The 13,314-nt window shown below is 73.3% G+C and carries 13 protein-coding genes; 8 read left to right on the top strand and 5 right to left on the bottom strand.

The genetic code is table 11. The annotated features are described in order from the left end of the window. Positions 1 to 60: 60 nt before the first annotated feature. From UK12_RS23580 to UK12_RS23570, 3 genes are all read right to left on the bottom strand, one after another. Positions 61 to 1,332: a DUF5667 domain-containing protein gene (locus tag UK12_RS23580; RefSeq protein WP_045305111.1), complete on the bottom strand. Its 1,272-nt coding sequence runs from the start codon at positions 1,330 to 1,332 to the stop codon at positions 61 to 63. 273 nt (positions 1,333 to 1,605) lie between these two features. Then, positions 1,606 to 2,139 (bottom strand): ECF subfamily RNA polymerase sigma factor, BldN family, encoded by a 534-nt coding sequence (locus UK12_RS45140; RefSeq protein WP_197085119.1) that lies wholly within the window; start codon positions 2,137 to 2,139, stop codon positions 1,606 to 1,608. Positions 2,140 to 3,054: 915 nt separating this feature from the next. Then, entirely contained in the window at positions 3,055 to 4,062 is a 1,008-nt protein-coding gene (locus UK12_RS23570; RefSeq protein WP_045305129.1) for an HAD family hydrolase, read from the bottom strand. A gap of 118 nt (positions 4,063 to 4,180) precedes the next feature. Between UK12_RS23570 and UK12_RS23565 the strand changes: the two genes are divergently transcribed. From UK12_RS23565 to UK12_RS23530, 8 genes are all read left to right on the top strand, one after another. After that, on the top strand, positions 4,181 to 4,456 hold the full coding sequence (locus tag UK12_RS23565) for a glutaredoxin family protein (RefSeq protein WP_082119886.1): 276 nt from the start codon (positions 4,181 to 4,183) through the stop codon (positions 4,454 to 4,456). A gap of 124 nt (positions 4,457 to 4,580) precedes the next feature. After that, positions 4,581 to 5,297, top strand: a complete 717-nt coding sequence (locus UK12_RS23560) for a 3'-5' exonuclease (RefSeq protein WP_045305109.1) — start codon at positions 4,581 to 4,583, stop codon at positions 5,295 to 5,297. A 125-nt stretch (positions 5,298 to 5,422) separates the two neighbouring features. After that, entirely contained in the window at positions 5,423 to 6,319 is an 897-nt protein-coding gene (locus UK12_RS23555; protein WP_269432042.1) for a redox-sensing transcriptional repressor Rex, read from the top strand. Between the two features lie 64 nt (positions 6,320 to 6,383). Beyond that, positions 6,384 to 7,775, top strand: a complete 1,392-nt coding sequence (locus tag UK12_RS23550) for a glutamyl-tRNA reductase (RefSeq protein ID WP_045305108.1) — start codon at positions 6,384 to 6,386, stop codon at positions 7,773 to 7,775. A 41-nt stretch (positions 7,776 to 7,816) separates the two neighbouring features. Continuing rightward, complete coding sequence (gene hemC / locus UK12_RS23545) at positions 7,817 to 8,815, top strand: hydroxymethylbilane synthase (protein WP_045305127.1); 999 nt, start codon at positions 7,817 to 7,819, stop codon at positions 8,813 to 8,815. A 73-nt stretch (positions 8,816 to 8,888) separates the two neighbouring features. After that, entirely contained in the window at positions 8,889 to 10,538 is a 1,650-nt protein-coding gene (locus UK12_RS23540; RefSeq protein WP_045305107.1) for a uroporphyrinogen-III synthase, read from the top strand. A gap of 61 nt (positions 10,539 to 10,599) precedes the next feature. Beyond that, entirely contained in the window at positions 10,600 to 11,580 is a 981-nt protein-coding gene (gene hemB / locus UK12_RS23535; RefSeq protein WP_045305106.1) for a porphobilinogen synthase, read from the top strand. A gap of 179 nt (positions 11,581 to 11,759) precedes the next feature. Further along, positions 11,760 to 12,407 carry a hypothetical protein gene (locus UK12_RS23530; protein WP_045305105.1) on the top strand — a complete coding sequence of 216 codons (648 nt, stop codon included), beginning with the start codon at positions 11,760 to 11,762 and terminating at the stop codon, positions 12,405 to 12,407. Positions 12,408 to 12,679: 272 nt separating this feature from the next. Here UK12_RS23530 and UK12_RS23525 read toward each other — a convergent pair whose 3' ends face one another. Both UK12_RS23525 and UK12_RS38380 read right to left on the bottom strand, forming a co-directional pair. After that, positions 12,680 to 13,069 (bottom strand): hypothetical protein, encoded by a 390-nt coding sequence (locus tag UK12_RS23525; protein WP_045305104.1) that lies wholly within the window; start codon positions 13,067 to 13,069, stop codon positions 12,680 to 12,682. A 122-nt stretch (positions 13,070 to 13,191) separates the two neighbouring features. Next, the gene (locus tag UK12_RS38380) at positions 13,192 to 13,299 is read right to left on the bottom strand and encodes a chaplin (RefSeq protein WP_442973844.1); all 108 of its coding nucleotides are present in this window, start codon (positions 13,297 to 13,299) and stop codon (positions 13,192 to 13,194) included. Positions 13,300 to 13,314 lie beyond the last annotated feature (15 nt).

The raw sequence follows: 13,314 nt of genomic DNA, 5'->3' as shown, positions 1-13,314 counted from the left end.
GGAAAACCGCAGATGGCCGTGAGTGTGCCAACTCACGGCCATCTCCTGCGGGTCGGGACCTCAGCCCAGGGTCAGGCCCGGGAGGAGACCGGGGATGAGCGGCGGGACGTCGATGCCCTGGCCGTCGGAGGCGCCGCTCGGCGACTGCGACGGCCAGGACGGGCCGGCCGGCTTGCCGGGACGGCCGGGGGCGGGGGCGCTGGGGGTGGCGCCGTGGCCGGTGAGACCGCTGGTCAGCTGGTCCACCAGGCCGCCGACCGGGCCGGGCGCCGTGCCCGGTGCCGAAGCGCCGCCGCCGGTGGTGGCGTTGGAGCTGCCGGACGTGCCCGGCCGGTTCGCCGAACCGTGCGCAGCGCCGCCCTGGGACGGATCCGCCGCCGAACTGCCCGGGGACTGCCGGTCCGTGCCGTCGGCCGTGCCACCGGGGCCGGGGGAGCCCTTGAGGGGCGGCTGCTCCAGGTGCAGCGGGGCGACGTCCTCGCTCATCTCGTCGAAGAGCGAGTCCACCCTGCTCGCCTGGCTGGTGAGTTGCTGCGGCAGCCGGCTCTGCAGGGCGACCCAGCGGTCGTCCTCGCCGTCCGCGAAGGTGGCCAGCGTGCGCATCGGGGCCAGCGAGCCGTTGCTGCGGTACACCGAGCGCAGCAACTCCCTGCCGCGGATGGCCTCGGCGTGCATGTCGTCCAGCGCCCGGCGGAGCTGGTCGACCGTGCCCGAGCTCAGCCCGGACGGCGTACTCGACCGGCCGAGCAGGCCCTGTGCCTCCTCCAGCCTGGTCGAGGCCTGGTCGAGCAGCAGCGAACCGCGCTCGGCGTCCGAACCGGCCCAGTCCAGCCGGATGCCCTCCAGGCCGCGCTTCATCCCGTAGAGCGCGTCTCCCGGAAGCGCGTTGGAGCTGGCGGCGGCGGCACCGGCGAAGCTGCCGACCGCGACTCCGGCGACCAGGCCGCCGATCGCCAGCCGCCGGCCCCAGCGACTGCCCCGGATGGCCCGGACCGCCCGGTGCCGCCGCTGCTGCGGCACCCGGGCCACCGGACCGCCGCCGTGCGCCGTGCCACTGGCCCACTCCCGCTCGAACGCGGCCATCAGCTGGGCGCGTTGGAGTGATCGGGCCTCGCTGCTCAGCTCCGGTGCGGGCAGCGATCCGAGCGCCTGAGCCATGCCGAGCAGCTCCGCCATCGCGGTGGAACCGCGCTCGGGGCCGCTGTCCGGCGAGCCGCTGCCCAGTGGGCCGTCGCCGGCTGGGCTGTTGCCTGGTCTGGTCTCTGCTCGGTGGGCCTCCAGCGCCTCGGCGAAGGCCCTCGCCCGGCGGTGCTCCAGCATGTTTGCCGTCACGGGCCACACCTCCCTTCGTCGTTGTCGACACCCCGGCCTGCCGGACGGTTGCCACGGCGGGCCAAAAACACTCCATCGGGTGACGAGGCCTGAACTTGCTTGACCGTGGGCCCGGTGGGGGTTTGCACGCTGGCCAACGAGCAGTGCCGGGAGTCGGTTACGCACGACTGATCATGTGACCGCCCATTCACCCGGACGTGTCCGAAGTGCTGCGCGCACGGTGACGGCGCGTCGGACACGCCGGCCGGGACGGCCGGGCTCACCACATGTCGCTCATCGTGCGTCGGGGGGCAGCAGTCTGGCGAGGGTGCGCACCGCGCGGTACTGGAGAGTCTTGATGGCGCCCTCGTTCTTGCCCATGATGCGGGCCGTCTCGGCGACCGAGAGCCCCTGCAGGAAGCGGAGCGTGACGCACTCCTGCTGCTGCGGGTTGAGCCGCCGGACGGCCTCCAGCAGCGCGGCGTTGGAGAGCGACTCCAGCACCGAGTCCTCGGGGCTGCGCTCGCACTCGTTGGAGTCGAGCATCTCGCCGGTGGTGACCTCCAGCCGGAACCGGCTGGACTTGAAGTGGTCGGCCACCAGGTTGCGGGCGATGGTCACCAGCCAGGCGCCGAAGTCCCGCCCCTGCCAGGTGAAGGTGCCGATCCGGCGCAGCGCGCGCAGGAAGGTCTCGCTGGTGAGGTCCTCGGCGGTGGCCCGGCTGCCGACCCGGTAGTAGATGTACCGGTAGACGGTGTCCGCGTAGTGGTCGTACAGCCGCCCGAACGCCTCGCTCTCGCCGTTCTGGGCCCGCTCGACCAGGTCCATGATCGGGTTGTGCTCGGTCTCGACGCCGGGGTTGGGCGCGGTCCTGGCGCGGCTGCGGCTGGTGCCGCCGACGGCGGTACGGCTGCGGGTGCCGGGGCCGCTGGTCGTGGTGGAGCGCAGCAGCGCCCCCGGCCGCTGGGCGGCGGGCCCGGCGAAGGCCGGTCCGGCGGAGGCAGCCAACGCGGGCCCGGCGAGGGCCGGTTGGGGCAGGTAGAGCTCGAACTCGCGGATCGCGTCCCAGAGTCGGTCGAGCCGCCTGCTGTGCCAGCTGTGTGTACCGGGGCCGGGGCGCAGGGTGGCGGACGACGGGCGGGAGGTGGCAGGCGCGTCGTTCCGGACGGGTGGGTACACGGGACTCCCAGAGGCAGAACTGTGGACGGATCACCTCCGCCTGCGCGGAGCGCACATCTCCCAGGGCACCCGTCACGGGGACGCATGGGTGGCGTGCATCCAGGAGAGAATAACGCTTTGTGCAATGACAGCTACACCCTGTGGTCGAAGTGGTCGTTTGAGATCCGCTTCTCGTGCATATTCAGCTGGAACTGACCGGGCGTGCCGTCAGCCGCTCGGCTCAATGTGATCGACCGTGCACGCTACGTGACCGATTCGTAAGCAGGGAACGGGGTTTCCCGGCCGCGAGCCCCGGCAACCCCAGACTTTCCCAAGTCGTCGAACGATCGGATTCGGTCACGGCCGAACCGACCCGAAGGCTGCGCTCGGTGACGGCGGGTTAGCTCGTAAGCGTGACCGGCCCGGCGGGCCGGGCTCGCAGGATGACGCCTGCGGGTGACACCTCGGCGGTGGTGCCGGGCCGTCCGGGCTGACGCAACGTCAGCCCGGCGTACAGCCGGTGGCGTCCCGGGGCCGGGCCGGCCCGCCCCGGCCTCGGGTGGCCCGCCCCGGCCTTCGGGAGGCTCAGGCGTAGTGCCTGCGGCGGATCGCGACGGCGGCGGCCGCCGCGCCCGCCAGCACCCCGAGTGCGGCCGCGGCCGGGATGCCGGTCCTGGCGGCCTTGCGTCCGGTCCTGAAGTCCCGGACCCGCCAGCCCATCGCGCGGGCGTGCCGCAGCAGCGCGGCGTCCGGGTTCACCACGTAGGGGTGGCCGACCAGGGTCAGCATCGGGATGTCGTTGGCCGAGTCGCTGAACGCCGCGCAGCGGGCCAGGTCGAGCCCTTCGCGGCGGGCCAGCGCGCCGACCGCCGCGGCCTTGGCCGGGCCGTGCAGCAGTCCGCCGACCAGGCGGCCGGTGTAGACGCCGTCCGCGGTCTCGGCGACGGTGCCCAGCGCGCCGGTCATCCCGAGGCGGCGGGCGATGATCCGGGCCACCTCCTGCGGAGCCGCGGTGACCAGCCAGACCTGCTGGCCGGCGTCCTGGTGCATGTGCACCAGGGCCCGGGTGCCCGGCCAGATCTTCTCCGCGATGACCGGCTCGAAGATCTCCTCGCAGATCTGCTCCAGGTCGGCCGTGCGCATCCCCGCGACCAGGGCGAGGGCGGTGTCCTGGGCGTCCGAGATGTGGGCCGGGTCCTCGCTGCCGTGCACCCGGAACCAGGTCTGCTGCCAGGCGAACCGGGCCACGTCGCGGCGGGTGAAGAACCTGCGCCGGTACAGGCCGAGGCCCAGGTAGAAGATCGCGGCGCCGCGCAGGATGGTGTTGTCGCAGTCGAAGAAGGCGGCGGCCTGCGGGTCGCCCGGGGTCGGGGTGTGGTCCTCGACGGGGGCCTTCGGGGGCCTGGGCCGCTTCGGCTCCTGGGCGGGCCGGTCCGCTCCGGCGGCTGCGGCGGTGCCGGACCGCCCGGCGTCGTCAAGGCCGGTCGGCCGGTTGAGGGCGGCGGTTGCCGCGTCGGCGGCGGCCTCGCCCGCCAGGGCGGTCCGCTCGGTGGAGGTACGCCCTGCCTGGTGGAGCCTTCGAAGCGCGGCCATGGCACCGAGCATAGTCAGCCGGGCCGCATCTCCCCGTGACGACGGTGTGCAGGACGGGTAAACGCCGCACGTCCGCCCCATTGCCGACCCCGGGCGGCGCGGTAGCACAATGGGCCGGGTGAGCCCACTGCTGCGACGCGCCCCGAAGAACCCGGCCGACCGTACCGTCACCCTGATCGGCAAGCCCGGCTGCCATCTGTGCGACGACGCCCGCGAGACGATCCTGCGGGTGACCGGGGAGACGGGGGCGACCTTCGAGGAGAAGGACATCACCCAGGACCCGGAGCTCTACCGCAGCTACGCGGAGCAGATCCCGGTCACCCTCATCGACGGCCGCCAGCACGACTTCTGGCGGGTGGACGAGCGCCGCCTGCGCGCCGCGCTCTCGGCCTGAGCACTGCCCCTGCGGGCGATGCCCGGGGGCCGGTGATCGGAGATCTTCACTCGACCCACCCGTTCGGTCGGCTTACGATCGAGTGGTTTTGTCCGTCGGGGGCTGGAGACGGAGGAGAGCGCGCGTGCTTCTCAGCCGAAACGCCCCCGCCCGGTGCGGCTATGCGGTGGTCGACGTCGAGGCCACCGGCCGCAGCCCGTGGCGCCACCGGGTGGTGGAGGTCGCGGTGGTGCTGCTGGATCGGCAGCTGCGGGTCGAGGGCGAGTTCGCCACGCTGATCGACCCGGCGGGCCCGGTCGGCCCGACCCATGTGCACCGGATCACCCAGGACGACGTGGTCGGCGTCCCCCGGTTCCGCGAGGTCGCCCCGCACCTGCTGGAGCTGCTGGCCGGCCGGGTGCTGGTGGGTCACCACGTCAGCTGCGACAACGCCTTCCTGGGGCGGGAGTTCGCCCGGATCGGCGTCCCGCTGCCGCCCGTCCCACTGCTCTGCACGATGCGCCTGGCCCGCGGCCACATCCCGGGTGCGGGCGGCTACGGCCTGGCGGCCTGTGTGGCGGCGGCGGGCCTGGGCCGGTACCCGGCGCACTCGGCGCTGGGCGACGCCCGCGCCACCGCCGACCTGCTGCGGCACTGCATACGGACACCCTCGTGCGCGCTGACCGAGTGGGCGGGCCCGCTGCGGGAGGCGGCCACCGTGCCGTGGCCGAGGCTGCGGCGGGCGCTGTCGCACCGCCGGTCCGAGCGGCTGCCGCTGGTGCTCAGGGAGGCCCCGTTCGGCCCGTGGCCGCAGGGCGTTCAGTCCCCGGGGCTGGTCCGTACGTCGCTGGGCGGCGAGTGATGCCGGGCACGGCACCCGACGTGATGCGCATCACTGTGCGGGGACAAATCGGACACCATCTTTGTGCACACGTTCACAAACGCATAGCCTGGCTGTCAAAGCCCAGCTTCACCTACAGGAGCACCGTGGCAATCGGCCGATCCACCCAGAGCAGTTCGCAGACGCCCGACCAGGGCGCCGCGCGCCGACCCTCGCGTGCCCGGGGCATCCCGGAGGCGACGGTCGCCCGACTCCCGCTGTACCTGCGGGCACTCACCGCGCTCTCCGAGCGTTCGGTGCCGACGGTCTCCTCCGAGGAGCTCGCCGCCGCGGCCGGGGTGAACTCGGCCAAGCTGCGCAAGGACTTCTCCTACCTCGGCTCGTACGGTACCCGCGGGGTCGGCTACGACGTCGAGTACCTCGTCTACCAGATCTCCCGTGAGTTGGGCCTCACCCAGGACTGGCCGGTCGTCATCGTCGGCATCGGAAACCTGGGGCACGCCCTGGCCAACTACGGCGGCTTCGCCTCCCGTGGCTTCCGGGTGGCGGCCCTGCTGGACGCCGACCCGACCGTGGTGGGAAGCAGTGCCGCCGGCCTGCCGGTGCGGCACATGGACGAGCTGGAAGCCATCGTGGAGAGCCAGCAGGTCTCCATCGGTGTGATCACCACCCCGCCGGGCGCCGCACAGCAGGTCTGCGACCGGCTGGTCGAGGCGGGTGTCACCAGCATCCTGAACTTCGCGCCGACCGTGCTGACCGTCCCGGACGGCGTGGACGTGCGCAAGGTGGACCTCTCCATAGAGCTGCAGATCCTGGCCTTCCACGAGCAGCGCAAGGCCGGCGAGGAGCCCACCCCGGGCGACTCCGTGCTGGACCGCGCGCCCGGCCCGGTGCGCGCCGCCGCCGCCAAGCTCCGCCGCGCCGCGGGCGGCTCCGCCAAGGCGGAGCGCACCGAGCGCGGCGACAGGGCGGAGGCCGCCAAGGGCGGCAAGACCGCGCCCAAGGGCACCGACGGCGATCTCTCCGCGGTGATGCCGGCGTGAGCGGTATCGACACCTGCGGCAGCAGGACCAGCAGCTGTGGCACCCGGATGCGCAAGGGGCGGGCATGAGTCTTCTCGTCGTCGGGCTGAGCCACCGGACGGCACCCGTCGGGGTGCTGGAGCGCGCCGCGCTGACCGGTGAGGTCCCCACCCGCCTGCTGCACGCCGCCGCCGCGTCCGCGACGGTCGGCGAGGCCGCCCTGGTCAACACCTGCAACCGGATCGAGCTCTACGCGGACGTGGACAAGTTCCACGCCGGCGTCGCGGAGCTCTCCCAACTGCTCTCCCAGCACAGCGGGGTGGACCTGGAGGAGCTGACCGCCCACCTGTACGTCCACTACGAGGACCGCGCCGTCCACCACCTCTTCTCGGTGGCCTGCGGCCTGGACTCGATGGTGGTCGGCGAGGGCCAGATCCTCGGCCAGCTGCGCGACGCGCTGGCCAAGGCGCAGGAGGAGCACACCGCCGGGCGCGGGCTCAACGAGCTGTTCCAGCAGGCCCTGCGGGTCGGCAAGCGCGCCCACAGCGAGACCGGGATCGACAAGGCCGGGCAGTCGCTGGTCACCTTCGGCCTGGAGCGGATCGCCGCCGGCCTGGGGATCGCCGCCGGGGAGATCGCGGGCAAGCGGGCGCTGGTGGTCGGCGCGGGCTCGATGAGCTCGCTGGCCGCCGCCACCCTGGTCCGCTCCGGTGTCACCGACCTGCTGATCGCCAACCGCACGCCCGAGCGCGCCGAACGGCTGGCCGCCAACCTGGGCGCCCGTACGGTGGACTTCGCCAAGGTGCCCGAGGCGCTGGCCGACGTCGACCTGGTGATCTCCTGCACCGGCGCCGCCGGAGTGGTCGTTCCGGCCGCCCAGGTCGCGGCGGCCGTCGCCGCGCGCAGCGGCGACACTCTGCTGGCCTTCCTCGACCTGGCCATGCCGCGCGACGTGGACCACGCGGTGCACGAGCTTCCCGGCGCCCTGCTGGTCGACCTGGAGAGCCTCTCCCACGCCCACGCCGCCACCCCCGGCGCCGGGGACGTGGACGCCGTCACCACCATCGTCTCCGACGAGGTGGCGGCCTTCGGCGCCGCCCAGCGCGCCGCCCGGATCGCCCCCACCGTGGTCGCCCTGCGGGCCATGGCCTCCGACGTGGTGAGCAGCGAACTCGCCCGTCTGCAGGCCAGGTTGCCCGACCTGGACGACCGTTCCCGGGCCGAGATCACGCAGTCCGTCCGCCGCGTGGTGGACAAGCTGCTGCACGCGCCGACCGTACGGGTCAAGCAGCTCGCCGCCGAGCCCGGCGGTGCCGGGTACGCCGACGCGCTGCGCGAGCTGTTCGACCTGGACCCGGCGGCGGTGCACGCTGTCTCCGGCACCCCGATCGGGACGCAGGCCGGCGCCAGCGTTCCGGCGGGCGGCATCCCCGCCGCCCAGGCCGGCGCCACTCCGTCCACCGGAGCGGCCAGATGAACCCCCAGCCAGCCCATCAGCACGACCGGGACGATCACCTCATGAATGGTCAACTGAGCACCACTCAGGGCGAGTCGACGCAGCCTCTGCGCCTCGGCACCCGCCGCAGCGCCCTCGCCATGGCCCAGTCCGGCATGGTCGCCCGCGAGGTGACCCGGGTCACCGGGCGCCCCGTGGAGCTCGTCGAGATCACCACCTACGGCGACACCTCGCGGGAGGCGCTCGCCCAGATCGGCGGTACCGGCGTCTTCGTCTCCGCCCTGCGCGACGCGCTTCTGGAGGGCCGGATCGACTTCGCCGTGCACTCCCTCAAGGACCTGCCGACCGCCGCCCCCGAGGGCCTCGTCCTCGCGGCCGTCCCCGAGCGCGAGGACGTCCGTGACGCCCTGGTCGCCCGCGACGGACTCGCGCTGTCCGAGCTGGTCGAGAAGCTCGCCGGAGCCGGGAGGCCGGCCCGGATCGGGACCGGCTCGCCGCGCCGGATGGCCCAGCTGAACGCCTGGGCCGCGGCCCGCGGCGTCACCCTGGAGACCGTCGCCATCCGCGGCAACGTGGACACCCGGATCGGCTTCGTCGGCAACGGCGAGCTGGACGCCGTGGTCCTCGCCACCGCCGGGCTCAACCGCCTCGGCCGCGCCGCCGAGATCACCGAGCACCTCGACACCGAGCTGATGCTCCCGGCCCCCGGCCAGGGCGCCCTCGCCATCGAGTGCGTGGACGCCGACCTCGCCGTCGCGCTGAGCGCGCTCGACCACGGCCCCACCCGGGCCGCCGTGGCCGCCGAGCGCGCCCTGCTGGCCACCCTGGAGGCCGGCTGCTCCGCCCCCGTCGCGGCACTCGCGACCTGGGACGGCAGCGAACTGCTGCTGGAGGGCGTGGTCGGCACCGTCGACGGTGCCACCCTGCTGAGAATGACCGCCAACGGTCCGCTCGTCCTCGATGAGACCGCCGAGCGGCAGGCGGTGGCCCTCGGCCGCGCCCTCGCCGCCCGGCTGCTCGACGCGGGAGCGGCCAACCTGATGGGGGAGCGAGCCCTGTGAGCGAGCGGAGCGAGCGAACCGGAAAGTATGGGGCCTGGCGAAGCCACTGCCCGAGCGAAGAGAGGGCAGGAGTATGAGCCCCGCCACTAGTCCGTCTGCTGCTGCCGCCGTTCCGGCCGCCCCGACCGGCCGCTGCACCTTCCTCGGTGCGGGCCCCGGCGACCCCGGGCTGCTCACCCTGCGCGCGGTCGACGAGCTGTCCTCGGCCGACATCCTGATCGCCGACCCGCTCACCGCGGCCGCCGTGCGCACCCACTGCCCGTCGGGCGTCCAGGTGCACAACCCGGCCGAGGAGAGCGACCTCGACGTGGCCAGGCTGGTCGCCGAGGCCGTCCGGGCGGGCAAGCACGTGGTCCGCACCGTCGACGGCGACCCCGGCCTGGACGGCTGCGCCGCCGAGGAGATGCTGCTCTGCGCGCAGTCCGAGATCCCGTTCGAGGTGATCCCGGGCGTCGCCCAGTCGGTCGGTGTCCCGGCGTACGCGGGTGTCCCGCTGCGCGGCCGCCAGGGTGCCGACGTCCGCTTCGTGGACGGCGCGACCCTGCTGGCCGGCGCCCCGGTGGACCTCGGCGCGCCCGAGACCACCCTGGTGGTCCGCACCACGCTGGGCCAGCTGCCCGCCACCGCGAGTGCCCTGGTGGCCAACGGCCGCAAGCCGGAGTCCGCGCTCTGTGCGACGCTCTCGGGCACCACCACCCGTCAGCGCACCTTCACCTCCACGCTGGCCACCATCGCGGCCGAGCTGAAGGCGGCCCGGGTGCTGCCCTCGCCGGTGTCGGCCCCGGTCGACCCGGCGACCTCGGTGATAGCCGTGGTCGGCGAGCAGGTCGCGCACCGCTCCTCGCACTCCTGGTTCGAGACCAAGCCGCTGTTCGGCTGGAACGTCCTGGTCCCGCGGACCAAGGAGCAGGCGCACGGCCTCTCCGAGCAGCTGCGCAGCTACGGCGCGGTGCCGCAGGAGGTGCCCACCATCGCTGTGGAGCCGCCGCGCACGCCGCAGCAGATGGAGCGCGCGATCAAGGGCCTGGTGACGGGCCGCTACGAGTGGATCGCCTTCACCTCGGTGAACGCGGTGCGCGCGGTGCGGGAGAAGTTCGAGGAGTACGGCCTGGACGCCCGGGCGTTCGCCGGGATCAAGGTCGCCGCGGTCGGCGAGACCACCGCCCAGGCGCTGGTGGACTTCGGTGTGAAGCCCGACCTGGTGCCGTCCGGTGAGCAGTCCGCCGCCGGTCTGCTGGAGGACTGGCCGCCGTACGACCCGGTCTTCGACCCGATCGACCGCGTCCTGCTGCCGCGGGCCGACATCGCCACCGAGACCCTGGTGGCCGGCCTGGTCGAGCTCGGCTGGGAGGTGGACGACGTGACGGCGTACCGCACCGTGCGCGCCTCGCCGCCGCCGGCCGAGACCCGTGAGGCGATCAAGGGCGGCGGCTTCGACGCGGTGCTCTTCACCTCGTCCTCGACCGTGCGCAACCTGGTCGGTATCGCGGGCAAGCCGCACAACGTCACGATCATCGCCTGCATCGGTCCGGCCACCGCCAAGACCGCCGAGGAGCACGGCCTGCGGGTCGACGTGATGGCGCCTGCGCCGTCCGCCACCGCGCTGGCCCAGGCCCTGGCCGACTTCGGCGCCGGCCGCCGGGACACCGCCCTCGCCGCCGGCGAGCCGGTCTACCGTCCCAGCGAGCGTCGCCCGGGTTCACGCCGCAAGGCCGCCCGCTGAAACCCCGCCCGGGGAGGCACGTTGCCTCCCCGGGCTTTTCGCACCCGTTCGGAGATGCCCAGTGTCCGCTGAATTCCCGTACGTACGCCCGCGCCGGCTGCGCTCGACCCCGGCGATGCGCCGCCTGGTCGCCGAGACCCGCCTGCACCCGGCCGAGCTGATCCTGCCCGCCTTCGTCCGCGAGGGCATCGCCGAGCCGAAGCCGATCACGTCGATGCCCGGTGTGGTCCAGCACACCAGGGACACGCTGCGGAAGGCCGCCGTCGAGGCGGCGGAGGCGGGCCTGGGCGGCATCATGCTGTTCGGCGTGCCGAAGGTGCAGGACGCGATTGGCAGCGAGGGCACCAACCCGGACGGCATCCTGCAGCAGGCGATCCGGGACGTGGTCTCGGAGGTCGGCGACGCGCTGGTCGTGATGTCCGACCTGTGCCTGGACGAGTACACCGACCACGGCCACTGCGGGGTGCTCGCCGAGGACGGCAGCGTCGACAACGACGCCACCCTGGAGCGGTACCGGGAGATGGCCCTGGTCCAGGCCGAGGCGGGCGTCCACCTGGTCGGGCCCTCCGGCATGATGGACGGTCAGATCGGCGTGATCCGGCGGGCCCTGGATGACGCGGGCCACCAGGACGTCGGCATCCTCGCCTACACCGCCAAGTACGCCTCCGCGTTCTTCGGCCCGTTCCGCGAGGCGGTCGGCTCCTCGCTGAAGGGCGACCGCAAGGCGTACCAGCAGGACCCGGCCAACGCCCGGGAGTCGCTGCGCGAGCTGGAGCAGGACCTCGCCGAGGGGGCCGATCTGGTGATGGTCAAGCCCGCCATGGCCTACCTGGACATCCTGCGGCAGATCGCCGACGCCTCCCCGGTGCCGGTCGCCGCGTACCAGGTCTCCGGCGAGTACTCGATGATCGAGGCCGCCGCCGCGAAGGGCTGGGTGGACCGCGAGCGCATGATCATGGAGACGCTCACCTCGATCCGCCGCGCGGGCGCCGAGTCGATCCTCACCTACTGGGCCGTCGAGGCCGCCAGGATGCTCGGGTAGCACGGCGCAGGCGGCGGAAGGCCGGACCGCGGGTACACCGCGGTCCGGCCTTCCACCGTACGACCTGATGCCGGGCGGTCGGATTATTAGGCCATACCGGTTGAGTCGCGCATTCCAGGACGGGCGTGGTTCGTTTAGGCAGACTGCAGCGATGATCCCCAGGCAGAACGGTGAATAGCATGAAGCTCTCGAAGCGGGCCGGCGCACTCCTGCTGGCGGCCGGCGCGGGTGTCCTGGCGACCCAGGGTGCCGCCGCCGCAGCGCCGGTTACGCAGAGTCAGGTCGCGGATCTGGAGGACCGCCTGGCCGCCCAGGAGGTGCCCTTCGAGATCCCGCTTGGCACGGACGCCGATCAGCTTCCGCTGTTGCCCGAGGGCGGCAGGATCAGCGGTGGCATCCCGATCTCGCCGGTGATGGCGCCCGTCCCCGGCAAGCAGGCCGACCGTCAGATGTTTCCGGACGAGGTCGTCCCCTCGCTCACCGCCGGCAAGGTCGGCCCTTCCGCCCAGGCGGATCTGCCGCTGCCGGTCGTCGACCGCAGCACCAGGCTCGGCGACCTGAGGGTGGACGTCCCGGCTGCCCCGATCAAGGCCGCAGGACCGGCCCTTGCGCTCGGCCAGCCGGTCTCCTACGTCGAGGGCAACGGCGCGGTGGAGTTCGGTGAGATCAAGCCGCAGCTGATCACCAAGCCGATCCGGACCGTCCCGGGCGCCGCGGTCACCCTCGGCGGGCAGGACGACCGCGTCTCGGCCACCGAAGCGGTGGAGAGGCTGGCGGCTACCGTGGCGGGCGCCGGCACCAGTGTCCTGGACCGGACCCAAGCCTAGGCCGCCCTGGGCGGGCCCCATCTCAGGGACAACCTCCCGGAGAGCGGGGAGAACCCGCAGGAGCTGGGGCCTGTCCTGGCCGACTGCATGCGCGAGACGGAAGCCGTCCTTGCCCACCGGGCCCGGCTGAACCCGGTCTCCTTGCGCTTCGTACAGTTCCTCGCACCCCGGTGGACCCCCAACCGCGGTGCGGGAGCTGGCACCCGCACCGCCGTGACACGGAGCCCGGCACCACCCGCTAGGGGGTGGTGCCGGGCTCCGTGGTTTCCGGTTCAGCCGGGTAGTACGCCGAGCAGTGGGCCGACCTGCGGCAGGTCCCGGGCGCCGCCTCCGTCGCTCAGCGGCCTGGTGAGCACGGAGCTGCTGATGGGCTTGAGGCCGTTGTCCGGCTCGACCGAGACCCCGTTGTTGAGCACATCGGTGGGGGACTGCGCGAACGGGTCGATCCGCATGTCCTTGGCGGGCTTGACGGCATACCCGAGTGCGCCGGTGGCCCCTTCCAGGGCGGGGGCCACCGCGATGTTCTGCAGCCGGGCGGACGGATCCGGCAGTGCGGTGCCGCCCGTCTCGGGAGCGGCGGAAGCGGCTGGGGCCGCGGCGCCCAGCAGCAGTGCCGCACCCAGCGCGGTCAACAGGCCGGTGCCGCCGGTGATTCGAGGCATGGGGCGAGTCCTTCTGTTCGGTGGGATCGGTCGCAATGGTTCGACCGTTGCGGGTGGCCGTACCGAAGCGGACTGCCCCCCGGCCAAGGGCCGAGGGGCAGTTGGTACACGGCTTGGGCGTCTCAGCAGTTGCTGGCCGGGTCCGTGTTGGCGCAGGAGTTGCCGGCGGCCGGGTTCATCAGGCCGATCACGTTGACGGTGTTGCCGCAGACGTTGACCGGGACGTGCACCGGGATCTGGACCAG

The organism is Saccharothrix sp. ST-888 (assembly GCF_000955975.1).
Taxonomy (GTDB): Bacteria; Actinomycetota; Actinomycetes; order Streptomycetales; family Streptomycetaceae; genus Kitasatospora.
Note: the sequence above shows the minus strand (reverse complement) of the source record. Positions and strands in the feature narration are given on the sequence as shown.

Coding starts and splice junctions, on each gene's coding strand:
- UK12_RS45140 (WP_197085119.1), bottom strand. CDS start 2,139: ATGGACCTGGTCGAGCGGGCCCAGAACGGCGAGAGCGAGGCGTTCGGG.
- UK12_RS23570 (WP_045305129.1), bottom strand. CDS start 4,062: ATGGCCGCGCTTCGAAGGCTCCACCAGGCAGGGCGTACCTCCACCGAG.
- UK12_RS23550 (WP_045305108.1), top strand. CDS start 6,384: ATGAGTCTTCTCGTCGTCGGGCTGAGCCACCGGACGGCACCCGTCGGG.
- hemC (WP_045305127.1), top strand. CDS start 7,817: ATGAATGGTCAACTGAGCACCACTCAGGGCGAGTCGACGCAGCCTCTG.
- UK12_RS23540 (WP_045305107.1), top strand. CDS start 8,889: ATGAGCCCCGCCACTAGTCCGTCTGCTGCTGCCGCCGTTCCGGCCGCC.
- UK12_RS23530 (WP_045305105.1), top strand. CDS start 11,760: ATGAAGCTCTCGAAGCGGGCCGGCGCACTCCTGCTGGCGGCCGGCGCG.
- UK12_RS23525 (WP_045305104.1), bottom strand. CDS start 13,069: ATGCCTCGAATCACCGGCGGCACCGGCCTGTTGACCGCGCTGGGTGCG.